Below are 23,857 nucleotides of genomic sequence, written 5' to 3'. Positions count from 1 at the left end.
GCTCCTTGCGCCTGGTGATGGCCACCGGGCTGAGCCAACCTTTTGCGTCCTGGATGGCGTTGTAACGGGCGAGAGGAGACAGGGTGAATCGCAATGACAGCTTTCGTGAGTTCGTCGCCACGCACCAGCAGTCGCTGATTCGTACGGCCTACCTGCTCACCGGGGACGCCCACCTGGCCGAGGACCTGCTGCAGAGCGTCCTGGCCAAACTGGTGGGGCGGTGGCCGAAGGTGGCGCGCCTGGAGCACCCGGAGGCCTACGCGCGTAAGGCGTTGCTCAACCAGCACATCTCCTGGCGCCGGCGCCGTACGGCGAGCGAATTACCGAGCGCGGCCCCACCCGAGCACGCGTACTGGACGGAGGACCGCGCCGTCGTCCGGATCGTGATGCGCCAGGCGCTGATGCGGCTGGCCCCCCGGCAGCGTGCCGTGATCATCTTGCGCTTCTACGAGGATCGCACCGAGCGCGAGACCGCCGACCTGCTGGGCTGCTCGCTCGGGACCGTCAAGAGCCAGGCCCACCACGCGCTGGCCCGCCTGCGCGAGCTCGCCCCCGAGCTGGCGCCCAAATTCGAGGAACTGGATCAACTCGCGATTGAGGAGGCACGCCGATGACCTGGCTGCGGGGTGTGCTCGCCGACATCGCCGACGACTCCCCTCACGTGGACCTCGCCGACGAGGCGATCAGAATCTACGAGCGCAGGCGGCGGACCGGCGCCGCGCTGATCGCGGCGGCCACGGTCGCCGTCATCGTGCTGGGCGCGACGGCCACGGTGCGCCTGCTGCCCGGCGGGAGCGAGAAGGACCAGGTGTCCACGCCGGGCAGGGTTGAGAACCTGCCCGCGAAGGGGGTGGGGCCGTTGAGTCACGCGTACCGGACCTTCTGCAATCCGATCACCGGCAAGGCCCCCGGCGACTGCCGGGTGGGCGCCTGGCGGGTGGTCACGACGGCCGGGCAGACCTACCACCTCGACCAGGCGCTGCCCGCCATCAACTACCACGACGGTGTCTCGGGCATCGGAGACAGCCAGGTGGCGATCAGCGCCGATGGGGGCAAGATCGCCTACTACGCCCCGAAGGCAGGCACTTTCCAGGTCCGCGATCTGGCTTCCGGTCAGCTCACGACGGCTCCGGTCAAGGTCCCCCGGGCCTGGCTGGGCAGCATCATGAGCCTGCTGCTGTCGGCCGACGGCCGCTTCCTGGCCTTCACCAAGAAGCCCGCGCTGGACGACCCGGCCATGCTCATCGATATGCGCGAGGGAATGGTCCGCCCGCTGCCCAACGGCTGGAACCCGGTCGGCCTGACCGCGGACGGCGACACCATGACCATGGTGGACTACTCCCCCAAATCCCGGTTGCAGACGATGACCCGGCTCTGGAAGACCGCCACCGCGGGCAACAGCCGCACGGTCAACCTGCCGAAGAACTACCGTTTCAGCCCGCTGGCGCCTGGCGGCACGATGATCGCCGCGATGGAGAACCGGGTGACGCAGTCCGACTCCTGCGTGCCCGCCCCGCTTGTTCAGATGGACGCCAAGACCGGCCGGATCCTGCGGAAGGTCGAGGTGCGCGGCCTGCCCATGAACACGCACAACATCTCGCTGCGCACCTGGCTGAGCCCGACCGAGGTGACCGCCCTGGCGGAGCCCAACCAGTTCTGCCGCACCGGCAAACCCTCCGTCCCCGACGGGCCCAATCCTCGTCCTGACCCGCCGTACGAGACGGTCACCTCGTACGCGCTGAACGTCCAGACCGGCCAGGCGCGCAAGCTCCCCGCCACCTACCGCGTTCAGGAGCTGTTCGGCCTGGTGCTCCCCGGTGCGCCGGGAGCGCTGTGACCGTCGGTGAGCTGCTCGGGCACCGGGGCGCCGAGGAACTCCAGCAGGGCGGCGACCTTGTGGTCCAACTCGATCCCGACGGCGGTGATCGCGGGGTCGCCGAACCCGCCGAACTGGGCGCTCGGCCGGTCGATGGCGAAACGCGTCACGCCCTCCGCGTCCTGGTAGATCTCCGTCCGTAGCGGGGCGTACAGCATGACGGCGGGGTCGTGGTGGAACATCCGCTGCGCGATGGTGTGGTTGCCCATGAGGTACTGCACGCTGCGCCACCGGTCACCGGCCAGGCGCAGGAGCGCGGTGTTGTCGAAACTCCAGTAGATGATGAAGCCGTGCGGCGCGTTCTGGTCGGTGGCGCGCTGCACGGTGGACCAGTCCGCGTCCTCTTCCATGAACTGCTCGAACAGCGGCGTGTCCAGGGCGGGGACCGCGCGCTCGTATCGCTCCCGGAACTCCTCGAACGGCGCGCCGGTGTCGACGATCAGCCGGTGGGCCTCGTATGCCACGTCGGCGACGGGGCTTGCCATCGGATCTCCCCCTTCGGTTCGTACGCGGGGGGACTGGCTTTCACAATGAAAGCTATTCTTCGAGCGTACCCCTGGGCGAGCGGATCAGCAGGGTCGCCACCACCTCATCGGGGCCCACCGTGCAGTACACGTGCGGCACGTCGGCCCGCCAGGAGATGTGCTCGCCCGGCGCGGCCAGCAGCGGCGCGTCGGCCGGCCCGGCGCGCAGCACGCCTTCATAGACCGTCACGTGCTCGGTGACGCCTGGCGCGTGCGGCGGCGACTGCTGGACGACGCCGGGGCGGACCCGCACGCGCAGCAGCTCGAACGTCACGCCCTGCTCCTCGAAGACCTCAAGCAGGGTGGCCGTCACGGCGGCGCCGCGCACGTCGGCGGCGTCCCCGGGCGGCGCGCCGGGCTCCAGGACAAGCGCCGTCAGCGGTACGCCCAGTGCCCCCGCCACCGCGTAGAGCGTCTCCAACGTGGGATTGCGGGAGCCGAGCTCCAGGCCGGACAGCGTGGCCTTGCCGATCCCGGCACTGCGGGCCAGCGCCGACAGCGAGATCCCGCGCGCCTCCCGCAACCGCCGCAGCCGGCTCCCGACACCCGCCTCACGCTCGTCCACCGGGCCATCGTGACATGGCGGGCTTGTCCGGCACCTCCGCGTACCCTATCGTTCCGTAAACGGAACGCCCGGCGGAGGGAGTGCGCATGCGGATGCAAGCCATCGTGGCCGGGCTGGTCAGCGCGGTCGTCGGGTACGCCAGCTCGTTCACCGTCGTCCTCGCCGGCCTGCGCGCCGTCGGGGCCACCCCCGGCCAGGCCGCGTCCGGGCTGCTCGCCCTCTGCGTCGGCATCGCCGCGGTGGCGATCTTCCTCGGGCTGCGCTACCGCATGCCGATCAGCATCGCCTGGTCCACCCCGGGCGCCGCGCTGCTCGCCGCGACCGGCCCCGTCCCCGGCGGCTTCCCCGCCGCCGTCGGCGCGTTCCTCGTGTGCGCCGCCCTCATCGTGCTCGCCGGACTGTCGCCGTGGCTGGCCCGCGCGATCGCCGCCATCCCGCGCCCGATCGCCGGGGCCATGCTGGCGGGCGTCATCCTCAACCTCTGCACCGCACCGGTCCGCGCCGTCGTCGACATCCCCCTCCTGGCGATCCCGGTCGTCCTCACCTGGGCGATCCTCCAGCGCTACCGACGGCAGTGGGCCGTCCCGGGCGCGCTCGTCGCCGCGGTGATCGGGATCGTGGCGCACGGCCCTGGCCTCTCCGGCGTGGCGCTGCGCCCCTCGATCGAGCTGACCGCCCCCGCGCTGAACCTCTCGGTAGTGGTGAGCATCGCCATTCCGCTGTTCCTGGTCACCATGGCCGCGCAGAACGTCCCCGGCATGGCCGTCATGGCGACCTACGGGTACACCCCGCCCCTGCTCCCCGTCCTCGTCACGACCGGCCTGGCCAGCGCGGCGGCGGCCCCGTTCGGCGGGCACGCCCTCAACCTGGCGGCGATCACCGCCGCGCTCACGGCGGGCCCGGACACCCACCCGGACCCGCGCCGCCGCTGGATCGCGACGGTCGCCCTGGGCGCCGGCCAGCTGACCCTCGGCCTCGGCGCCGGCCTGGCGATGGCCCTGGTCCTGCTGTCCCCGCCGGTCCTGGTCATCGCCGTCGCCGGCCTGGCGCTGCTACCGGCCCTCGGCTCATCCCTCGCCAGCGCCGTGACCGAGCCGGACGGCCGCGAGGCCGCGGTGGTGACCTTCGTCGTGACCGCGTCCGGCATGACAATCCTGAGCATCGGCGCGGCGTTCTGGGGCCTGGTCGCGGGCGCCCTGACCGCCCTCCTACTGCACCGCCGCACGCCACCAGCCGGTACGGAAACTCCGGCCGCCAACCATTCACGACCCGTTGGCATCGCCCAGTAGTGCACTGGGCCTGGGGACGGCGGAGTCCTCAGTCCAGTATGAAGGTGCCGCCCGCGGCCGTCGCCAGGTCCGCCCCGAGGGCGGCTGCCGGTGTCCAGGCCCCGGGCCTGCCGACGCCACGGGCCAGCAGTTCGGTGACGGTGGCGGTGACGTCGGCTGTGAAGTCCATGCCATCGGCGGCGCGGAGCCATCCCTCGTGCCGGGTGCCGTCCCCCCACTCCACGACGGCGTGTCCCCAGGAGTGCTCGCGCGGACGGGGCGCGGCTTTCACCGGGACCCGGCCGAGCCGGTCGACGGCGAGGCGTCGCAGCGCCGGAACCGACAACAGGCGGCCGAACAGCGGGAGCAGGGCACGTATCAGCGGAGCGGTCGGCACGAGAGCGGACGTGGCGGTGACGAACGGTGCTCCGCTCACCGCGTGCGCCGCGACGAGCTCGCCGGACGAGACACCTGCCGACTTCGCTGACTCCCCGTCCGGAAAGGTGAGCTGCTGCGGATCCGCGCCGAGGCGCGATGTCATCAGCCGCCCGTTCTCGTATCGCCGTCCGCCGGTGGTGAGCACGTCCACGACGCTGGCCGCCAAGGCGGCACCGAGCGCGCCCGCCTCGACGGCCACCGAGGCCACGGCGTCGACCCGCACCCGGTGCGGCGTGGGCCGGCCTTCGCACAGCTTGGCCACCACCGCCTCCGTCGCCAGCACGCCGAATCCGGCACCGGTGACCAGGGTGCTGCCCGCCCGCACCGCCTCCTCGTGCAGGGCGAGCAGCCCCTCCACGGCGACCACGTCGTTGGCCTGGTCGACGTAGTGGCCGCCGGGCATGCAGGCACGGGCGAGCACCGGTGCCGTGGCGGCGAAGGCGCCCATCGTGTTCACCACCACCCGCGGGCGCTTGCGGACGATCTCGTCCGCGATCCGCTCGGCCGAGTCGGCGACGACCACCTTCGCGTCCCCGGGCAGACCGGCTTCGGCCCCGGCGGCGAGCATCCGCTCCCGGCTGCGGCCGACCGGCACGACCTTCAGTCCCCGCGCGGCCAGTCGCGCGGTCACGCCTCGGCCGACACGGCCGGTGGCCCCGACTATCCATACCTCGTCGTTCGTCCTGCTCTCGCCGGTCGTCCCGCCGGTCTCGCTGGTCTCGGTCATGCGAACCTCACCCTGCCTGCTCCGGGCCGCACCGGGAACGGGTGCCCCAGTGATGACACAGTGTGTCGTGATTGCAGGCTAGCACTGATGGCACAGCGGGACATCACCTGGTACCGTCGGCGTATGGCGAGGTGGGATCCGGGTGCCGAGGAGCGCTTGAAGCGGGCGGCTCTGGAGCTGTGCCTGGAGCGCGGCTACGACAACGTGACGGTGACCCATATCGCCGAGCGGGCCGGCCTCACCCGGCGCTCCTACTTCCGCTACTTTCCGGACAAGCGCGAGGTCCTGTTCGCCGGCTCGGAGCGCCTGCCCCCGGCGCTGGCGGAGGCGGTCCTGACGGCAAACCCGGACGCGGCTCCGCTCGCTGCCGCCCTCGACGCGCTGGCGCGAGTCGGTGCCCAGCTCGTCGAGCAGGTGGACGGCGCGGCGGAGCGCCGGGCGGTGATCGACGCCAGCCCGGAGCTGCAGGAACGTGAACGGACCAAGACGGCAGCGATCACCGAGGCGATCCGCGATGCCCTGAAGCGGCGTCAGGTGAACGCCGGGACGGCCGAACTGGTCGCGCAACTGGCCACGGTGGCCTTCCAGAACGCCTTCCGGCACTGGATCGAGGCCAAGGGACATGCGAGTTTCGGCCGCTGCCTGGACGCGGCGACCGACGAACTGCGGGCCGCCCTCGCCGGGACGTGAGAGGCAGGTTGGTCATCCAGGAGCCGTCGGGGGCGGTGCAGGCGTGTGAGTACTTCGCCACCCGGGCCGGGCGCCTCGACAGTCGGCGTCCGCACGACCTGAGGCATGCCGGCACCACCCGGCTCCACCGGCAAGGAGCCGACCCCGCGAGGAAGACGAAAGGGGGCTTCAGCAGTATCGCGACGGGCGTGCTGAAACGACCGTGTAGAACGCGGGAAAGGCACCGGTCGGATCGTTCACCGCTGCGAGTGCCTGCCCCGCCGTTTTCCTCCCTGAAAATGAACGGAATGTCCGCGCGAAATTCCGGTCGATCAGCATGGTCGCAGGTGGTCGCCGAGGCGTGGACTCCGCCACTCCGGCCAAATGTGATGGAAATCAGTGTCGCGGTGGCATCGGTTGATGGTTGCCGCCGATTTGGTGCGCGGAGTTTGCCGCCAGTCCGGTGCGGCTTTTCTTTTCCGCCTTTTGCCTGAATTGGATGTCACTGCGGCTTCGCCTTGTCGTCGCTGTGGTGAAGTGCCCCAGTTGACGACAGAATCCGCTGGTGAGGAAGCCGTAAGGACGCTGTAAGATCTCAAACATTGACACCGGGAAATCTGCCCGGTAGAGCCGTTATGGCAACGCGGCAGACTGCGCATGGTGATCGTTCATTAACGCTCGGAAGTGACGAGCGGGCTTGGTGATGTTCTCATGTTCGGCGAGTCATTCTCATGTTGACAGGAGCGGATTCCTGCGTTTTGGCGACGCCATTTAACCTACCGGAAGCATGATCACTCAAAGCAGTCAAATGGCGACTCATCGCGAAATCTCGGCATCAATCGTCTTTATCGTCATCTAGCGCTGATGAATCGTTCATCTGCCGTACACCACACGGCACTCCAGCCCGGCTTGTATGCGCGTTTAGGGAATCCGCGACACCCACAGGGGGTGTCCTTCCTGAACCGACAGCGAGGGAAAATGTCTGGTAGCGCTATCAACTGGGTGATGAGCCGGCCGGCTCATCACCGTGTCCGGAGGGTGATCGCGGCCGCCGCCGTTGCGCTGGCCGCGGGTGTGACGCTGCCCGCGCCCGCCCAGGCCGCGGGGTACGTCGGCGAGAGCATCCTGCGGAGCAGGTTGACCAAGCAGTGCCTGGACAGCAATTTCGCCGGGCAGGTGTACACGCTGCCGTGCAGCGCCCGCGGCACCAACGACCACCAGATCTGGGAGCCGCTCCTTCAGCTGCGCAGCGGCCCCGGCGGCCCCGCATATGACATCGTCGCCCTCAAGAACAAGGCGACAAAGATGTGTCTCGCGTTCGTTTACTCGGGCTCCAGGATCAAGACGACCTCCGAGTGCAGCAACGCCAATTCCGCTCTCGACCCCGAGTGGTATGCGCAGGGCACGGGCTGGAGGGACGTCGTCTTCTACCAGTGGCACGGCAATCCCAGCAAGAAGTGGACCTTGTTCACCGATGTATCCGGCGCTGTCTACTCGCAGATCACCGGCAACTACCAGAACGAGCACTGGCAGTTCGACTGGTAAACACCCGCCTGAGATCCCCGCGCAACTCATGGTGAGTCGCACGAGCGTGAAGATGTGTTGACTCCGGCCTCGCCGGGGGCGGACAGAGGTTGCATCTGCCCCCGGCGAGGCCGCGGTCACGATCGAGTAATCACATCAGCCTGGCTGTGACCGGGCGGTACCCGCCGAAACAAGGAGCAGGCCGTCGGCCCGGCCTGGGCTGTCAGGAAACCACACGGTGCTCCTTTGAGGTTTACGCGAGAGCCCCCGATTTCCGTCGATGGGCTTTGATTTCATGAATGGAGGCAGCATGGCTGTCAGTTTGGTCGGCAACGTCGGAGCGCGGGGACATTGGCGGCCGCCCCGATCTCGCGGGTGGCGTCGATTAGCGGTCGCGATCATGGTCATGGTCTCGCTGGTGGTGAATCTGGCGCAGCCGGCTCAAGCGGCCGAGAGCCTGCCCACCACCTACACGATGACCTACCGGCTGTCCGATAACGTCGACCGCGCCCAACTCCAGGGCCTGCTGGACGATCTCAACAACCGTCATGCTCTCCTGAGCGACGCGATGCGGGAGCAGTCCGATCTCTACCCGCTTGTTCTTCCGGGGGGCCCGGACTTCATGGTGGAGCGGGACTTCGACGGCTACCTCTCCCTGTCGGGTCCCACGCTGTCGCTCACCATCGAGGCCGACGCCGTTCAGGCCAACGACCTGAGCTGGTGGGAGGACGTACTGGTTTACGGTGCCACCCTTCTCCTGGGAATCGTGCTCCGCTCCATATGCGTCGGCGCTTTCGCCGCCGGCAGCGGCGGCACGGCGGCTCTCCCCGCCATCGTGTTCTGCGCGGCCATGGGCGGTTTCATGCAGACGTTCGTCTACCAGGCGATCGTGATCTTCACCCAGGGCCGTGAGACGGACTGGAGAGCCTGGGGGAACGCGCTTGGGAAGGCCATGTTCGGGGCGGTGCAAGCGATCGGCTGGGAGGGAGGGATCAATACATTCGCCGGGACGGTGTTACCGGGATGGTTCGGGTCGGCGGGCGCGTGGATCGTCGCGACAGGCAGATCGTTCACAGGCTTCTGGGAGGGAGTCGGCCGTCAGATGCAGCAATTCGGCGCGAAAATGGTCACCGAAACCCGTACGTTCGGCCAAGGTCTCCTCGACGCGTTGAGCCAGCTTGGCCCTCCCGCGGTGAATCTCCGGGTCCTGCCGTTGGGTGACTCGATCACCTACGGAGACGGGACGCCGGACAGCTCCAGCTACCGGGCCCAGTTGTGGGGTCTTCTCCTCGCCGATGACGTCGACCGTCTCGACTACGTCGGCGCCCAGCGAACCGGCCAATTGGCGGACCGGGACAACGAGGGGCATCAGGGCTGGACGATCAGCCAGATCAGCGGAATCACGTCCTGCACGATGCGTGAATACCGGCCGAACGTCGTCACGCTGCACATCGGCACCAACGACATGGACCGCAACATCGATGTGGCGGGCGCCCCCGAACGGCTGCGCGGCCTCATCCGCCAGATCCTCGCCGCCGGCCCGGAGACCACGGTCCTGGTCTCCACTCTCATTCCGTCGACGACACCGGCGATCATGAATCGCATCCAGCAGTACAACGCGGCGATCCCGGGCATCGTCGCCGACTTCCAGGCCGCGGGCCGGGGCGTGCACTTGGTCGACATGAGCGCGGTCACACCGGGAGACATGACCGACTCCCTGCATCCGAACGCCAACGGCTACCGGAAGATGGCCGTGGCCTTCGACAAGACGATCAGCGCCGTCCTACGGTCGGGCGGCTTCCTGACCGCCAAGAACGGCGTTCCCGGAGCGTGCGGCTCGACGCCCCCTGAAGACCCTTCGGTCGCCGGCATGGACGGCTGGAACCGATTTGAGCGATTTGGGGGCATGATCGCCGCCGGGGTGCCTGGCGGGACGCGGGAGGAGTTGCGGTTCGCCGACATCGACGGCGACGGCCGCGACGACTACCTGATGGTCGACCCGCAGGGACGGGTACGCGCCTGGGGCAACAAACTCCCCTCCGTGATTTGGAACGAATGGGGCGAGGTCGCCGCCGGGGTACCGGGCGGGACGCGGGAGGAGTTGCGGTTCGCCGACCTCAACGGTGACGGCCGCGACGACTACCTCCTCGTCGACCCGCAGGGACGGGTACGCGCCTGGGGCAACGCCTTCCCCTCCAAGATATGGACCCCATGGGGCGAGGTCGCCGCCGGTGTACCGGGCGGGACGCGAGAGGGATTGCGGTTCGCTGACATCGACGGTGACGGCGCAGACGACTACCTGATGGTCGGCCCGCAGGGACAGGTACGCGCCTGGGGTAACAAACTCCCCTCCAAGATATGGACCGAATTGGGCGTCGTCGCCTGGGGTGTCGGAGCGACCCCTCAGGAGGTGCGGTTCACCGACCTCGACGGTGACAGCCGCGACGACTACCTGGTCGTGAACGCGCAGGGGAAGGTGCGGGCCTGGCTCAACACCTTCGGCCAGTCCGGTGGCGAGCCATGGCTGGTCCAGGGTGAGATCGCCTCCGGTGCCGGGGTGTCCAGGGAGAACGTCGAGTTCGCGGACGTCGACGGCGACGGCAACGCCGACTATCTGACGATCAACGCCGCCGGGCAGGTCTGGGCGTGGATGGGCGAGCGGTTCGCCGGGCCCGAGCGCTGGGATCCTCAAGGCATGATCGCCGCCGGTGTATCGGGCGGGACGCTGGAGGGGTTGCGGTTCGCCGACCTCAACGCTGACGGCAAGGCGGACTACCTGATGGTCGACCCGCAGGGACGGGTACGCGCCTGGGGCAACAGACTCCCCTCCGTGATTTGGACCGAATGGGGCGAGGTCGCCGCCGGTGTACCGGGCGGGACGCGGGAGGAGTTGCGGTTCGCCGACCTCAACGGTGACGGCCGCGACGACTACCTCCTCGTCGACCCGCAGGGACGGGTACGCGCCTGGGGCAACGCCTTCCCCTCCAAGATATGGACCCCATGGGGCGAGGTCGCCGCCGGTGTACCGGGCGGGACACGGGAAGGGTTACGGTTCGCCGACATCGACGGCGACGGCCGCGACGACTACCTGATGGTCGGGCCCCAGGGACAGGTACGCGCCTGGGGCAACGCCTTCCCCTCCAAGATATGGACCGAATGGGGTGAGATCGCCTCGGGCATCGGCCTGCACAATTCGATGATCACCTTTGCCGACATCGACGGTGACGGCCGCGACGACTACCTGTCGGTCAACGATCGAGGGCGGATCTGGGCCTGGCGGAACAACCGGGGTAGCGGGGGTCCGAACTGGCTCATCCAGGGTGAGATCGCGACCGGCGTCGGGGCGACCCGTGATCAGGTCTTCCTGGAGGACGTCAACGGTGACCGCCGCTTCGACTATCTGGTCTCCACCTCCGCCGGTGCAGTGACGGCCTGGCACGGCAATGGGCAGGTCCGCAAGGGCTGACGACGTCAGGGGGAGTACTCGTTCTCTCATGTCGGCCGCCCGCTCCACGGCTCATGGCCGGCCCGGTTGGATTCCGGGCCGGCCATGTGGTGGGGTGGGTGCGCGTTACGGTGCGGACACTCCGTCGAGGATGCTCACCGCGTCGGTGCCCGGGGTGACGACGAGCTTGCGGGTGAGGGTGTAGGAGCCGCCCGCCGGCACGTCGACGTTGAACCGGGTCATCACCCAGTTGCCCGCGGCGTAGACGTCGAAGGCGCTGGCCGGCGTGCCGTAGACGAGACCGAAGACCTGCGGGTCGGTTCCGGTCATGCCGATGTACGGCTTGGTCGGGGCGTACGCCGCCGTCGCACCCGGCGTCACGATGCCGGCGCCCGGGATGACACTGGCCTGGCCGGCCGCGTCGTGGTCCATCGCGTCACCGGTCCACACGCTGAGTGGAGCCGAGCCGGAGTTGCTCAACTCCGTCGAGACCGTGGCGAAATTGTCGCCCGGCTTCAGCGTGTACGTCGTCGTCGCCGTCAGACCCGTGAAGCCGTTGACCGGCCCGGACACCCGGACGACGGCCTTGTCGCCGGTCGCCTGGACGATCTGGACACCGGTCGCCGCCACCGACCGGATGTCCCACGCGCTACCGCCGGTCGGCTGGGTCGCCGAGACGTAGGGCAGGTTGATCCAGTCGAACTGGTCGGCCATGCCGCGGACGGCGATGTCGACCGGCTTGCCGCGGGTGCCGCCGGAGAGCTGCGAATCGTTGTAGGCGTCGGCGATCGCCATCGAGAGCTTGTCGTTCTCGAGCATGACGTCGCTGGAGCCCGCTTCGACCAGACCCGAGCCGATCTGCTTACCGTAGCTCGCCTCGACCGTGACCGGGCTCAGCGCGACGTCGGCGACGCCGCTGCCCGTCGCCGGCACGGTGACCGTGCCGGTGGCCGTCTGGTAGCCCAGCTTGGACACCCGGACGTCGTACTGACCGGTCGGGGCCTTGGCGAGGTACTTGCCCTGGGCGTCGGTGCTCGTGGTCGCGACCACCGTGCCGGCCTGCTCGAGGGCGACCCGGGCGCCGGGGACGGCGGCGCCGCCCGCGGTGATCGTGCCGGCCGCGCGGGCGGCGTCCGGGACGGCCGCGTCGTGCAGGTCGATCTCGTCGGCCCACTTCGCGATGGTGCGGGTGGGGTCGCCACCGGCGGTCGCGTAGTCGGTCAGGTGGTAGAAGCTGAACTGCTTGGTGGCACCGGGCGCCATCGTGGCGTCGTAGTAGAGACCCTCGACGTAGCCGTACGCGCCGACTGCGGCCGGCGTGTCCAGTGCCCACGCGAGACCGTGGGCGGCCTGGCCGTTCGTGGTGGCCGCGTCAGCACCGACGTAGACGTAGTTCCCGGTCCAGCCCGAGGTCTTCAGACCCGGGTTGACGCCGCTGAACCCGGGGATCCGGCCGTTGTCGACCGAGCTGTCGGGGTCGATCATGTAGTTGAAGTAGCCCTGGTAGCCCGCCGTGCCGGTGTTGGTCAGCGTGACCGTCATCTTCACGATCGGAGCGTCGGGCAGGGTCTCGTAGCGGACCTGCGCCTTGATGGCCGGGTTCGCCCGGTACTGACCGTTGCCCACCACGGCGGTGCCGTCGACCACGAGGTCGGGCAGGTCGAGCTGGTCGTTCGGCCGGTCCCACGAGTCGGGCGGCGTGAGGCTCGGACGCAGCAGCATCTCGCCCCAGTCCAGGGTCTCGGCGCCGTTGGCGTCGTTGAGCATGAGGTCCGACAGCGCGCCCTGGCCCAGACCGCCGACGCCGTTGTTGCCGCCGACACCGTTGTTGCCGGCGGCGTATGGCGTCACGGACGCCCGGATCTTGTCGTTGGCCAGGTAGTAGTACTCCTTGCCCGTGACGACGTCCGTGCGCGTGCTGCCGTTGCCGTAGTCCGGCGCGTACGTCGACTTGCCGGCGACCGGGTGGGTCACCTTGATCAGCTTCAGGTCGGCCGTCGTGTTGCCGGTGGCGCCGACCGTGACGCCGGCCGTCGAGCGGTCGTCGGCGATCAGGCCGCGCTTGGCCGCCGTGACGGTCCAGGTCGACACCGGCAGGCCGATCCGGTAGTGGCCCTTAGCGTCGGTGCTGGTCACCGCGGTGTCCTGACCGGCGGCGACGGCGGTGACCTTCGCGCCGGCGATCGGAGCGCCCGTCTCCGCGTCGCTGACCGTGCCGGTCACCGTCGCCCAGCGCGGCGCGGACTCGCCGCCCGGCACGTAGGCGTACAGGTTGCCGTCCCAGGCGCCCGCCACGACGGTGTTGCCGCTGACGGCCGGGCCGGCGCCCACCCAGGTGCCGATCTCGTGACTCCACAGGATCTGGCCGGTGTCGGTGGCCAGGGCGTAGAACCTGCCGTTGTTGGCGCCGACGAAGAGCGTGTCGCCGGCCACGACCGGGCTGGACATGACGCCACCGTGGTAGATGTCGCCGGGCAGCACCCGCTCCCAGAAGACGTTGCCGGTCTGGGCGTCGAGGGCGACGACGGCGCCGCTCGGGAAGCCCATGTAGACGACGCCGTCCTTGACGGCCGCGGCGCTCGGGGTCGAGCCGCTCGAGACGAGCGAGGAACGCGGGCTCTGGTAGGTCCACAGCGTCGCGCCGGTCTTGGCGTCACGCGCGACCATGCCGTTGTTGGCGCCGATGAAGACCTTGCCCTCGGCCGCGGTCGGCACGCCGTCCTGCCAGCTGCCGAGCGACTCGGCTCCGGTCCACTTGCGGGCGCCGGTGGCCAGGTCGTAGGCGAGCACGCGGTCGGCGGTCTCGTTGCCGACGTACACGGTGCCGTCCAGGACGGCGGGCGTGCCGTCGCTCATGGTCGCACCGGACATCGGGGAGGCCCAGATCTGCTGCCCGGTGCGGGTGTCGAGCGCCTTGAGGACGCCCTGGCTGCCGATGCCGAAGCGGGTCTGGTAGGGCCAGAGCACGGTGTGGCCGGAGACTGCCGGCGAGTAGTAGCCGTAGGTGCGCTGGTTGTTCGGGGCCGGCGCCTGCTCCGGCACGGCCTTCCAGCGCAGCTTGCCGCTCTCCGCGTCGACGGCGTAGAGCTCCGAGCCGAGGGTCGGCGCGAAGATCAGGCCGTCACCGTAGGCGAGGCTGCCGTGGATCGACTGCGGCACCTCGACGTTCCACAGCTCCCTGCCGTTCTTGAGCCGGACGGCGTGGATCCGGCTGTTGCCGTCGCCGTTCTCGTCGCGGGTGCCCGCGTAGACGACGCCGTCGTGGATGACCGGCGACCCGGTGAGGAAGGTGCCTTCGGTGCGGAAGCTCCAGGCGAGGCGGCGGCCCGCCTCCTGCGCCGGCGCGACACCGGAGTGGGACTGGTCGCCGTGGTGCTGGTCCCAGTCACCACCGGCGACCGGCTTGAGCTCTGGCTCGCTGGTGAGGGTGAAGTCCGCCGACTTGGTCCAGGTCTTGCCCGTCGCGTCGACCACCTGCACGTCGATCCTGTGCGCACCGGGCGTCTGCTGGCTGTTGGGCAGGTTGCCGCGCCAGGTGAACTCACCGCTGCGGTACAGCGGCCTCCAGTTCTTGTCGCCGGCGATCTGGAAGCGCGCCGAGACGACCTCGTCGCCGGTGTCGTAGGCGTTGATCTGGACGTCCGGCATCCCCGCGGCCGGCACCTTCGAGCCCGGCGCGGGGTTGACGATGGTGATGCGCTCGTTCTCGCCGTACATCCGGAACGGGTTGTCGAAGCCCGGGCCCGCCATGTGGATGTAGCGGAAGCCGCGGGGCGCGTTGTCGATCGTGTACGAGCTCGACACGGTCTGGATGTGCTTGGCGGTCGAGGCGAACGCCGAGTTGTTCTCGACGTGGTTGGAGTGCTCGTGGCCGACCAGGATCAGCTGCGCCTTGTACTGCTCGAGCACGTCACCGAAGGCGTCGTACGTCGACGGCGAGCCGAACGGGACGTTCATCGGCTGGTGGGTGAGGACGACGACCTCGATGTCGTTACTCGGGTCGTCGTCGAGCGGGACGCTCGCGGCGAGGTCGTCCTTGAGCCAGTTCAGCTCCTCGTCGAACGGCGCGGAGCCGTTGTTCTCGAGCACCACGAAGTGCCGGTTGCCGTAGTTGAACGAGTACCACTCCGGACCGACGTTCTTGCGGTAGTTGTCGATCCTGTCCGCGTACGCCGACCCGCTCGCGTACTCGTGGTTGCCGACGGCCGGCCACACGCCGACGGCCGACTGCTGGGTGCCGCGACGATAGGTGTCGAACTGCCCCTGGCTGGCGTCGTTGGTGAGGTCGCCGCTGACCGCGATGAAGCGCAGGTCGGTGCCGGTGGAGTTGATCTCGCGGATCTGGTCGGGCAGCTGTGCGTTGACGTGCGGGTCGGCGATGTTGGCCCAGGAGAAGGTGTCGCCGTCGGAGAGGCGGTCACGGACGAGCGCGAAGTCCGCGGTCGGCGTGGCGTCGTCGGCGAGCTGGCCGAGGTTGGCCCAGAATCTCGGCTCCTTGTACTGGTCCAGGCCGAACCGGTAGCCCCGCGGCTGGCCGGCCCACACGATGTCCGTCGTGCGACGGTCGGTGGAGATCGTCAGTGAGTAGGAGCCGTCGGCGGCGGTCGTGGTGGCGGCCGCGCCGTCGGAGACGCGCACGCCGGCCAGGCCGGCCTCGCCGGGGTTGCGCTGGCCGTCGCCGTTGGCGTCGACGTACACGACGCCGCTGACGGTGGCCTCTGGCGGGTCGATGGCGTGCGCCGCGTACGACGTGAGCGGGCCCGCCACGACACTGGCGGCGAGCCCCAGCGTGACGGTGTACAGGACGACGCGCAGGCGCGCGCGCGTCCATGTTAACGCGGACATCAGGATCCTTCGGGGGGTGAGGAGAGGTGGGTGTCAGGTCAGAAGCGGGGAGCGTTCCACGAACCAGACCAGACCGGCACCGGCGACGGCGACGGCCGCCGCGACGGTGCCGAGCGTCAGAGCGCGGGCGGCGACCGGCCTGGTCGCGGCCCTGCGCAGGAACAGCAGCGCCGGGAAGGCGAGCGCGATGATCGTCAACTGGGCGAGTTCGATGCCGACGTTGAAGGAGACCAGGCCGGCCAGCGTCGAGGCCGACAGCGGCCCGTCGACGCTGAGCGCGTCCGCGAAGCCGAGCCCGTGCAGCAGCCCGAAGCCGAAGACCACGGGCAGCCGGTGGCTCGTCCTCGGCGAGAGCAGGTTGTCGAGCGCGACGAACGCGATCGACAGCGCGATGAGCGGCTCGACGATCCACCCGGGCACGCCGACCCAGCCGATCGCGGCCAGCACCAGGGTCACCGAGTGCGCGACCGTGAAGGCCGTGGCGACCTCGACCACGTCGCGCAGCCGCTTCGCGCCCAGCAGCAGCGCCAGCAGGAACAACACGTGGTCGAGCCCGAAGAGCAGGTGCTCCGCCCCGAGCCGGACGAACCGCGGGATCTCGCTGAGCAGGTCGGTGTTGCCCACCGTGACGCTGGTGTGGGCGGTGTCGAGCAACGTCGAACCGCGGAGGCCGTCGACGTCGTAGGCCACGATCGTGCGGGTGTCGTCGACGACGCCGTCGGAGGCGCGGAAGATGTCGCTGCGGACGGTGAGCGCGCCGGACGCCGGGCAGTCGTAGGCAAGCGCGATCCGCACCGCGCCGGAGTCGGCGAGTTCGACGCGGGCGCCGTCCGCCGCGGTGCACCCGATCGAGCTGCGGCTCAGGCGCAGCCCTTCGCCGACGTACCCGGCCACGTCGCTCGCGTGCGCGTCCAGCGAACCGCGCCGCACCTCGGTCGGCACCTCGACGGCGGCGCCGTCCGCGTCCGGGCTCAGGACACCGTCGAGACCCAGCAGCCGGGCCAGGACGTCGTACTCCACGTCGACGACGGCCGTGACGCCGTCGCCCTGGCCGCGCAGGTCGACCGCGACCGTGGTCGCGCGGACGTGCGCCTGCGCCGGAGCCGCGGCGAGGAGCGTGACAACAAGGGCGGCGAGGAACGCCAGTAGACGCACGGGGAAGCACTTCCGTCTTTGGGGGGAAAACGGCGGTCGTTCCCCAACCCTGCAGTGATCGCTCCACACCCGGCAATACGCGACGATCCAATTCACCGACCCTTCCGCTGGCGGTTACCCGCTGGCCGAAAGATGGGTTTCTGGGCGGCGAAATCCGGTTTTCTGGGCCCGGCTACGAGGGTCGGAGTCCGTCCATGACGACGGTGATGAAGGCGTCGGCGAGTTGCGGGTTCCCGGGTTGCGCGCGGGCGATCGCGAAGGCCAGGTGGCTGATCAGGGCGGTGGTGGTCGCGAGGTCGATGTCGGTGCGGATGACGCCGTCCTGCCGGGCTCCGGTGAGCATCTCCGCCACGACCTGGACGAGGTCGGCACGCAGCGCGGTCGTGGCGGGTGTGGTCAGGCCGCGCAGCTGGTCGCTGATGGGGTGGTGGGCGGCCTGGAAGGCGATCAGTTCGGTGAGGAAGGCGCGTAGTGCCTGTTCGGAGCCGTACTGCTGGAGCAGATCGCGGCCCCGCCGTACCACCGGTTCGAGCAGGTGCGCGACGGCGGTGTCCAGCAGTGCGTCCTTGCCGCCGAAGGCGCGCACGACGGTTCCCACTCCCAGGCCGGCCTTCTTGGCGATGGCCTCGACGGTGAGTGCGGCGTCGGGTTCGGCCAGCAACGCGGTGGCCGCTTCCAGGGCGAGCTGTCGGTTGCGTACGGCATCGGCCCGGCGGCCCGGCATTGACATCTGGAATGCGCCTTCCATATAAGTGGAATAGGCATTCTACTTCATGGGAGACACCCGATGAACGAGCGGATCCTGATCTCGGGAGCGAGCATCGCGGGGCTGACCCTGGCGCACTGGCTGGCCAGGCACGGCTTCCAGCCCACCGTGGTCGAATCCGGGTGCGGGCCGCGCGCGGGCGGCAACGGCGTCGACGTACGGGACCAGGCCATCGGCGTCGCCGAGCGCATGGGGATCCTGCCGGAGATCCGGGCCGCCGCCACCGACGTGCGGGGCATGAAGTTCGTCGACGCCCGCGACCGGGCGGTGGCCCGGATCGGCATCCAGGACCCCGGCGGCGTCGAGCTCATGCGTGGCGACCTGGTGGCGCTCCTGCACCGGCACACCGACATCGAATACCTCTTCGGCGACTCCATCCGGGCATTGGCGCAGGACAGCGACGGCGTGACCGTCACCTTCGACCACGCCGGCGGCCGCCGCTTCGACCTGGTCATCGGCGCCGACGGCATGCACTCCAACGTCCGGCGGCTGGCCTTCGGCCCCGAGGAGCGGTTCGTCCGGTTCAAGGACCATTACTTCGCCTTCGCCGACGCCGACGCCGCGCTGGGTGAGGACCGGTGGGTGACGATGTACAACACGCCGGGCAAGATGGCCGGGATCTACCGCTCCGGCAACCACGCCCAGGCCAAGGCGTACTTCATCTTCCGCTCCGCGCCCCTGAGCTACGACTTCCGCGACGTCGGCCGGCACAAGCGCCTGGTGAGCCAGGCGTTCGCGAGCGACACCTCCTGGCACGTCCAGGAACTGCTCGGCGCCGCGCTGGCCGACCCGGAGTTCTACTTCGACGCGCTCAGCCAGGTGCGGATGGACTCCTGGTCCACCGGCCGGGTCGCGCTGGTGGGCGACGCCGCCTGGTGCGCCTCCCCCGCCTCGGGCGCGGGCGCCGAACTGGCTCTGATCGGCGCCTACCGGCTCGCCGGAGAGCTCGCGGCGGCCGGCGGCGATCACCGGATCGCCTTCCCCGCCTACCATGCCGGCCACCGCGCCCTGGTCGAAAAGAAACAGCGGATCGGTACGAACGTCCGCCTCATGGTGCCCAGGACCTCGGGCGGCAGGCGGCTGCGTGACACCGTCGCCCGGCTGCCGCTGATGCGGGTGATGAGCACGCTGGAACGCCTGGTGCAGGCCAAGCCCCCAGCCCTGCCCGAGTACACCCCGCGGGTGGACCGACGTCAGACCTGAGTCGTACAGCCCGGCGTTTGGAGATCAGTCCGCGGAGCGTCGCCCTACGAACGCTGGCTTCCTAGCGTTGATCCCATGATCGAGGCGGACGTTGCTGTCCGGATCGATCGCGACCGCCGGCGCCGTCTTGCTTGGAGCCTGTACGACGGCCCAGGCGAGTTCTGGGTGCTTAGCGACCCCCCCTGGTACGCTGGAAGCGCAGTAGCCAAATTTGGCTAGTTGGGGGATGAATGGCTCACGAGAAGACCGTGCCGTTGCTGCCCTGCCGGTCCGTCGACGAGATCGTGGAGTTCTACGGCGCGCTGGGCTTCGTCAAGACCTACTACCAGGTACGCCCCAATCCGTACGTGTCGTTGAAGCGCGAGGATCTCCAGCTGGGCTTCTTCGGCATGCCGGACTTCAAGCCCGAGGACTCTTACGGATCGTGCCTGGTGCTGGTGCCTGACACCGGCGCGTTGTACGCGGCGTTCGCCGAGGGGATGCGCGCGGCCTACGGCAAGCTCCTGGTGTCCGGGATTCCCCGGATGACCCGGCCGCGCAAGCGGAAGAACTCCGGCGACATGGCCGGGTTCACGATCGTCGACCCGGGCGGCAACTGGATCAGGATCTTCGCCGCCTCGGCCGGGCCGGCTGAACCGGAACCGGCCCTGGGCAAGCTCGCCACCACACTGCGGAACGCCGTAGTCCTGGGCGACTCCAAGGGCGACCACCTCCAGGCGGCCAGGATTCTGGACACGGCGCTCCGCCGGGAGCAGGACACCGCGTCACCGGCCGACCTGCTGGAAGCCCTGGCCTACCGGGCCGAACTCGCGCTGCGGGCCGAGGATCCGGCACTCGCCCGCGACCTCCTCGCCAGCGCCGGCGAGGTCCCCCTGTCCGACGCCGACCGGGAAACGCTCGCCGGCACTCTCGCCGGCCTCGACGACCTGGCGGCCACGCTGCCTCCGGCCTGAAAGGGAACAGCGCATGTCCGTGGTCCGGCTGCTGGTGCTCGGCGCGGTCCGGCGGCGCGGCCGCTCCCACGGCTATCTGGTACGCGCCGACCTGGAGTCCTGGGGCGCGCACGAATGGTCCAGCGCCACCTCCGGCTCGATCTACCACGCCCTGAAATCCATGACCGGCCAAGGCCTGCTCCTCGCCCATGAGACCTCCCCCAGCGAGGCGGGCGGGCCCCCACGCATGGAGTACGAGCTGACCGAGGACGGCGAGCAGACCTACTTCACCCTGCTCCGCGAGGCGCTCTCCAGCCGCGACCCCCGGCTGGACCTGCTCGCCGCGGCCGTCGGCCTCATCGACGACCTCCCCCGCGCCGAGGCGATCGACCTGCTCCGGCGGCGCGCCCTCGTGATGGACCAGTGGCGCGACAGCATCACCAGCGAGCTCCCGCCCGGCACCGACCTGGAGACCTGGGGGCCGGTCGGCGCCGTCATCGAACTCTGGCTGCACACCGCCGACAGCCGTACCGCCTGGATGCACCGGCTCATCGCGCGCCTCGAAGAGGGCGCCTACCACATGGCCGACGACCTACCTTCGGCGTGATCTTTCGAACCCCCGTGCCGCGCCAGGCGCTGCCTAGAACCGACAATTTTTTTCGTCCTTGACAGTTCTAGTTGTCGGTGGCTAGCGTGAAGGCATGTTCGACCCCGACCGGCTCTCCGCGCGCTGGCTGCTGGCCATCGCCGCACGGCTGGTCAAGGAGGTCGGCCAGCTCATCACCGGCGCCTCGCGTGCCGGGAAGCCGGTCGCCACGTTCGCGCTCGACGGCACGGTGCGGTTCGCCTCCGCCGCCGACCGCGCCGCCTTCGTCCAGGAGCTCACCACCGAGATCACCGCCCTGGTGAGCCGCTACCACGACGAGAACGGCCGTGACCACCGGGTCATCGTCGCCATCCACCCGAGAGCCAAGCCGGAGAGCCCGGCAGGCCTCGAGAAGACCAACGAAAAATAAGGAGTCCCGACATGTCGCACGAATTCCAGCTGACCCACGACATCGACCTCGAAGCCACCCCCGAGCAGGTGTGGGCCGCCATCGCCACCGGACCGGGCATCGACTCCTGGTTCATGGGCCGCAACGAGGTCGAACCCCGCGAGGGCGGCGTCGCCACCATGACGATGCCCGGCTTCACGGGCGAGTCCACGGTCACCGCCTGGGAACCGGGCCGCCGCTTCGCCTATCGCGGCAAGGCCGCGGAAGACGGTTCGTTCATGGCCATGGAGTACCTCATCGAGGGCCGCGACGACGGCACCACCACGCTGCGGTTCGTGCACAGCGGCATCCTGACCGGCGACTGGGAGGCCGAGTACGACGCGCTGAAGAAGGGTAACCCCCTCTACCTGCGGACCCTCGCCCAGTACGTCAAGCACTTCCCGGGCCGTACGGCGGTGCCGGTCGCCGCGTTCGGCCCGCAGCAGCCCGACCAGGACACGGTCTGGGCGGCCGTCACCCGCGCCACCGGGCTGTCCAAGGACGTCCGCGAGGGCGACGAGGTGCACTTTACGGTCGACGGCGAAGCGATCGACGGCGTGGTCGACACCGTGCTGGAGCCGTCGTTCCTGGGCGTGCGCACCGACGACGCGCTGCTGCGGTTCGTCGGCGGCGGCGGGATGGTGCTCACCGGCCACCACATCTTCCGCGACGTGGACCAGGCTGACGCCGAACGTATCTGGGGCGACTGGCTCGCCGCGGCGCTGGCATAGCCGGCACGTAAAACGGAGAAGACCGGTGAAGACCAATCCCTGGGTCGGCCTGGCCGTCCTCGCCCTGCCCACGCTGCTGATCGCCCTCGACGTCTCCGTCCTGTACGTCGCCCTGCCGCAACTCAGCGCCGACCTGCGCGCCGACGCCACCGAGCAGCTGTGGATCCTGGACATCTACTCGTTCATGCTCGCCGGTTTCCTCGTCACGATGGGCGCCCTCGGCGACCGCATCGGCCGCCGCCGGCTGCTGCTGATCGGCGCCGCCGCGTTCGGCGTCGCGTCGATCGTGGCCGCGTACGCGACGAGCCCGGCCCTGCTCATCGCCGCGCGCGCCCTGCTCGGCATCGCGGGCGCCACGCTGATGCCGTCCACGATGGCCCTGATCCGCAACATGTTCCCCGACCCGAAGCGCATGGGGGTCGCCATCGGCGTCTGGTTCAGCTGCTTCATGGGCGGCATGACGCTCGGCCCGCTCGTCGGCGGCCTGCTGCTCGAGCACTTCTGGTGGGGTTCGGCGTTCCTGCTCGGCGTGCCGTTCATGGTGCTGCTGCTCGTCACCGGCCCGATCCTGCTGCCCGAATACAAGCCGGCCAGGCCGGAGCACCCGATCGACCTGGCCAGCGTGGCCCTGTCGCTGGCCGCGATCCTGCCGGTCATCTACGGCCTGAAAGCCCTGGCCCGCGACGGCTGGCACGCCCCGGCGCTGGCCGCGGTCGCCGTCGGCGTCGCGTTCGGCGCGGTGTTCGTCCGCCGCCAGCGCATCCTGGCCGAGCCGCTGCTGGACCTGCGGCTGTTCGCCAACCGCGTCTTCAGCACCGCCCTGGGCATCATGCTCCTCGGCGGGGTCGTGATGGCCGGCCTGTCGCTGCTGTCCAGCCTGTTCCTGCAGGACGTGGCCGGGTTGTCGCCGCTCGCGACCGGCGTACGGCTGATCCCGCAGAACGTGGCGATGGTCATCGGCTCGATGGTGGCCCCGGCGCTCGCCAGGAAGCTGCCGTCGGCCACGGTCACCGCTCTCGGGCTCACCCTCGCCGGCCTCGGCCTGCTCGTGGTCACCCAGGTCGAGAGCGGCGACGCCGGTCTGCTGGTGGTGGGGCTGGTGCTCGCCTCGGCCGGGATCTCCTTCCCGATGGCGCTCACCATGAACCTGATCCTCGCCGCCGCGCCGCCGGAGAAGGCCGGTTCGGCCGCGTCGATCTCGGAGACCAGCGGCGAGTTCGGCATCGCGGTGGGCATCGCGACGCTCGGCAGCCTCGGCACCCTGGTGTACCGCTCGGTGCTGGACCTGCCGGACGGGGCCCCGGCGGCGGCCAAGAGCAGCCTGACCGCCGCGGTCGCGATCGCCGACGACGTGCCCGGGCTGCTCAACGCGGCGCGGACCGCCTTCACCAGCGGGCTCAACGTGGTCGGCGCCGTCGGGGCGGTCATCTTTCTCGGCCTCGCGGTCGCCGCCGCGGTCACCCTCCGTACGGAACCGGCGCCGGTCACCGTCGACGCCTGACGAGTTCTCCACAATGCCGCCTCCCCCACCCGGTTGGAGAGGCGGCACTGTCGCGGGTCACGACTACGCGCTCCACAGGATTCGCGACCGGCTCGGCAATCGCAGCGACCCCCGCTCCCGAACGCGTCCCATGCCGAGACGTGCGGTCGAACGGGCCCGTTTGGAGTCGTGATCACGTGGCTGGGAAAGGGTTGGACGGGGTGATGCCCGGGCTTGTAGCTTGCAGTTGACCGAGACATCGCCCGAGGAGGTGAGACCCATGAACGCTGTATCGATGTGGGTGCTCCCCCTTCCCGTCACGGTCGGGCGATTGACGTAGGTGTCGCCGGGAGCGCCTCGCCAACAAGGCACTCCCGAAAGGCAACACCTATGAACTTTCCGCAGGTCACCGCCGAGCCGTCGTCGAACGACAGGGTCGAGCGCGACGTCCCCGTGTTCGATGTGATCATTGCCGGGTGCGGGCCGACCGGTGCGATGCTGGCCGCCGAACTGCGGCTGCACGATGTGCGGGTACTCGTCCTGGAGAAGGAAACCGAGCCCGCCTCGTTCGTCCGCATAGTCGGTCTGCATATTCGCAGTCTCGAGCTGATGGATCGCATTCTCGAACGCGGAAGACGGCGTCCGGTCGGCGGTATCTTCGCCGCCATCCCCAAA

Annotated in this window: 19 protein-coding genes; 13 read left to right on the top strand and 6 right to left on the bottom strand. The window is 69.6% G+C overall.

Annotation, left to right across the window (positions count from 1 at the left end; all coding sequences use genetic code 11):
* Positions 1-83 precede the first annotated feature (83 nt).
* Complete coding sequence (locus Amac_RS19930) at positions 84-614, top strand: SigE family RNA polymerase sigma factor (protein ID WP_155355885.1); 531 nt, start codon at positions 84-86, stop codon at positions 612-614.
* Entirely contained in the window at positions 611-1,837 is a 1,227-nt protein-coding gene (locus Amac_RS19925) for a TolB-like translocation protein (protein WP_155355884.1), read from the top strand. Before Amac_RS19930 ends, Amac_RS19925 begins: the two co-directional genes overlap by 4 nt.
* Here Amac_RS19925 and Amac_RS19920 read toward each other — a convergent pair.
* Positions 1,789-2,361, bottom strand: coding sequence for a DUF302 domain-containing protein (locus Amac_RS19920; RefSeq protein ID WP_155355883.1), 573 nt, complete (start codon positions 2,359-2,361; stop codon positions 1,789-1,791). The two genes, Amac_RS19925 and Amac_RS19920, sit on opposite strands and share 49 nt — an antisense overlap.
* Before the next feature lie 52 nt (positions 2,362-2,413).
* Positions 2,414-2,965 (bottom strand): XRE family transcriptional regulator, encoded by a 552-nt coding sequence (locus Amac_RS19915; RefSeq protein ID WP_174900195.1) that lies wholly within the window; start codon positions 2,963-2,965, stop codon positions 2,414-2,416.
* A gap of 86 nt (positions 2,966-3,051) precedes the next feature.
* Between Amac_RS19915 and Amac_RS19910 the strand changes: the two genes are divergently transcribed.
* On the top strand, positions 3,052-4,254 hold the full coding sequence (locus tag Amac_RS19910) for a benzoate/H(+) symporter BenE family transporter (RefSeq protein WP_246268502.1): 1,203 nt from the start codon (positions 3,052-3,054) through the stop codon (positions 4,252-4,254).
* Between the two features lie 28 nt (positions 4,255-4,282).
* Here Amac_RS19910 and Amac_RS19905 read toward each other — a convergent pair whose 3' ends face one another.
* A complete protein-coding gene (locus tag Amac_RS19905) occupies positions 4,283-5,398 on the bottom strand; it encodes a saccharopine dehydrogenase NADP-binding domain-containing protein (RefSeq protein ID WP_155355881.1) in 1,116 nt (371 codons plus the stop codon).
* Positions 5,399-5,521: 123 nt separating this feature from the next.
* On the opposite strand from Amac_RS19905, the gene Amac_RS19900 reads away from it, so the two are divergent.
* The 3 genes from Amac_RS19900 to Amac_RS19890 all read left to right on the top strand — a co-directional run bounded on the left by Amac_RS19900 (position 5,522) and on the right by Amac_RS19890 (position 11,057).
* Positions 5,522-6,088 (top strand): TetR/AcrR family transcriptional regulator, encoded by a 567-nt coding sequence (locus Amac_RS19900; protein ID WP_155355880.1) that lies wholly within the window; start codon positions 5,522-5,524, stop codon positions 6,086-6,088.
* A 1,017-nt stretch (positions 6,089-7,105) separates the two neighbouring features.
* On the top strand, positions 7,106-7,612 hold the full coding sequence (locus Amac_RS19895) for a ricin-type beta-trefoil lectin domain protein (RefSeq protein ID WP_170322567.1): 507 nt from the start codon (positions 7,106-7,108) through the stop codon (positions 7,610-7,612).
* Positions 7,613-7,901: 289 nt separating this feature from the next.
* Entirely contained in the window at positions 7,902-11,057 is a 3,156-nt protein-coding gene (locus Amac_RS19890) for an FG-GAP-like repeat-containing protein (protein WP_155355878.1), read from the top strand.
* Between the two features lie 105 nt (positions 11,058-11,162).
* Here Amac_RS19890 and Amac_RS57360 read toward each other — a convergent pair whose 3' ends face one another.
* From Amac_RS57360 to Amac_RS19875, 3 genes are all read right to left on the bottom strand, one after another.
* Positions 11,163-15,881: an outer membrane protein assembly factor BamB family protein gene (locus tag Amac_RS57360; protein ID WP_155355877.1), complete on the bottom strand. Its 4,719-nt coding sequence runs from the start codon at positions 15,879-15,881 to the stop codon at positions 11,163-11,165.
* 33 nt (positions 15,882-15,914) lie between these two features.
* Positions 15,915-17,036 (bottom strand): HupE/UreJ family protein, encoded by a 1,122-nt coding sequence (locus Amac_RS19880; RefSeq protein ID WP_170322566.1) that lies wholly within the window; start codon positions 17,034-17,036, stop codon positions 15,915-15,917.
* Between the two features lie 172 nt (positions 17,037-17,208).
* A complete protein-coding gene (locus tag Amac_RS19875; protein ID WP_170322565.1) occupies positions 17,209-17,766 on the bottom strand; it encodes a TetR/AcrR family transcriptional regulator in 558 nt (185 codons plus the stop codon).
* Positions 17,767-17,823: 57 nt separating this feature from the next.
* Between Amac_RS19875 and Amac_RS19870 the strand changes: the two genes are divergently transcribed.
* From Amac_RS19870 to Amac_RS19840, 7 genes are all read left to right on the top strand, one after another.
* Positions 17,824-19,005, top strand: coding sequence for an FAD-dependent monooxygenase (locus Amac_RS19870; RefSeq protein WP_155355874.1), 1,182 nt, complete (start codon positions 17,824-17,826; stop codon positions 19,003-19,005).
* A 230-nt stretch (positions 19,006-19,235) separates the two neighbouring features.
* Positions 19,236-19,958 carry a DUF8817 family protein gene (locus Amac_RS19865; protein WP_155355873.1) on the top strand — a complete coding sequence of 241 codons (723 nt, stop codon included), beginning with the start codon at positions 19,236-19,238 and terminating at the stop codon, positions 19,956-19,958.
* Between the two features lie 13 nt (positions 19,959-19,971).
* Positions 19,972-20,544 carry a PadR family transcriptional regulator gene (locus tag Amac_RS19860; protein WP_155355872.1) on the top strand — a complete coding sequence of 191 codons (573 nt, stop codon included), beginning with the start codon at positions 19,972-19,974 and terminating at the stop codon, positions 20,542-20,544.
* Positions 20,545-20,638: 94 nt separating this feature from the next.
* The gene (locus Amac_RS19855) at positions 20,639-20,953 is read left to right on the top strand and encodes a hypothetical protein (RefSeq protein ID WP_218041180.1); all 315 of its coding nucleotides are present in this window, start codon (positions 20,639-20,641) and stop codon (positions 20,951-20,953) included.
* 11 nt (positions 20,954-20,964) lie between these two features.
* A complete protein-coding gene (locus Amac_RS19850) occupies positions 20,965-21,702 on the top strand; it encodes an SRPBCC family protein (protein ID WP_155355871.1) in 738 nt (245 codons plus the stop codon).
* 25 nt (positions 21,703-21,727) lie between these two features.
* Complete coding sequence (locus tag Amac_RS19845; protein ID WP_155355870.1) at positions 21,728-23,203, top strand: MFS transporter; 1,476 nt, start codon at positions 21,728-21,730, stop codon at positions 23,201-23,203.
* A 369-nt stretch (positions 23,204-23,572) separates the two neighbouring features.
* Positions 23,573-23,857: FAD-dependent monooxygenase (locus tag Amac_RS19840; protein WP_174900194.1), on the top strand; the 285-nt coding region annotated here is incomplete at its 3' end.

Origin of the sequence: Acrocarpospora macrocephala, assembly GCF_009687865.1 — a bacterium.
Classification (GTDB): Bacteria; Actinomycetota; Actinomycetes; order Streptosporangiales; family Streptosporangiaceae; genus Acrocarpospora; species Acrocarpospora macrocephala.
The sequence above is the reverse complement of the archived record's forward strand: the minus strand, read 5'-3'. Positions and strand labels throughout refer to the sequence as shown.

What these genes read in the sequence shown, in the direction of transcription:
- Amac_RS19925 (WP_155355884.1), top strand. Translation starts at nt 611, where the DNA reads ATGACCTGGCTGCGGGGTGTGCTCGCCGACATCGCCGACGACTCCCCT.
- Amac_RS19920 (WP_155355883.1), bottom strand. Translation starts at nt 2,361, where the DNA reads ATGGCAAGCCCCGTCGCCGACGTGGCATACGAGGCCCACCGGCTGATC.
- Amac_RS19910 (WP_246268502.1), top strand. Translation starts at nt 3,052, where the DNA reads ATGCGGATGCAAGCCATCGTGGCCGGGCTGGTCAGCGCGGTCGTCGGG.
- Amac_RS19905 (WP_155355881.1), bottom strand. Translation starts at nt 5,398, where the DNA reads ATGACCGAGACCAGCGAGACCGGCGGGACGACCGGCGAGAGCAGGACG.
- Amac_RS19900 (WP_155355880.1), top strand. Translation starts at nt 5,522, where the DNA reads ATGGCGAGGTGGGATCCGGGTGCCGAGGAGCGCTTGAAGCGGGCGGCT.
- Amac_RS19890 (WP_155355878.1), top strand. Translation starts at nt 7,902, where the DNA reads ATGGCTGTCAGTTTGGTCGGCAACGTCGGAGCGCGGGGACATTGGCGG.
- Amac_RS57360 (WP_155355877.1), bottom strand. Translation starts at nt 15,881, where the DNA reads ATGTCCGCGTTAACATGGACGCGCGCGCGCCTGCGCGTCGTCCTGTAC.
- Amac_RS19875 (WP_170322565.1), bottom strand. Translation starts at nt 17,766, where the DNA reads ATGTCAATGCCGGGCCGCCGGGCCGATGCCGTACGCAACCGACAGCTC.
- Amac_RS19870 (WP_155355874.1), top strand. Translation starts at nt 17,824, where the DNA reads ATGAACGAGCGGATCCTGATCTCGGGAGCGAGCATCGCGGGGCTGACC.
- Amac_RS19865 (WP_155355873.1), top strand. Translation starts at nt 19,236, where the DNA reads ATGGCTCACGAGAAGACCGTGCCGTTGCTGCCCTGCCGGTCCGTCGAC.
- Amac_RS19860 (WP_155355872.1), top strand. Translation starts at nt 19,972, where the DNA reads ATGTCCGTGGTCCGGCTGCTGGTGCTCGGCGCGGTCCGGCGGCGCGGC.
- Amac_RS19855 (WP_218041180.1), top strand. Translation starts at nt 20,639, where the DNA reads ATGTTCGACCCCGACCGGCTCTCCGCGCGCTGGCTGCTGGCCATCGCC.
- Amac_RS19850 (WP_155355871.1), top strand. Translation starts at nt 20,965, where the DNA reads ATGTCGCACGAATTCCAGCTGACCCACGACATCGACCTCGAAGCCACC.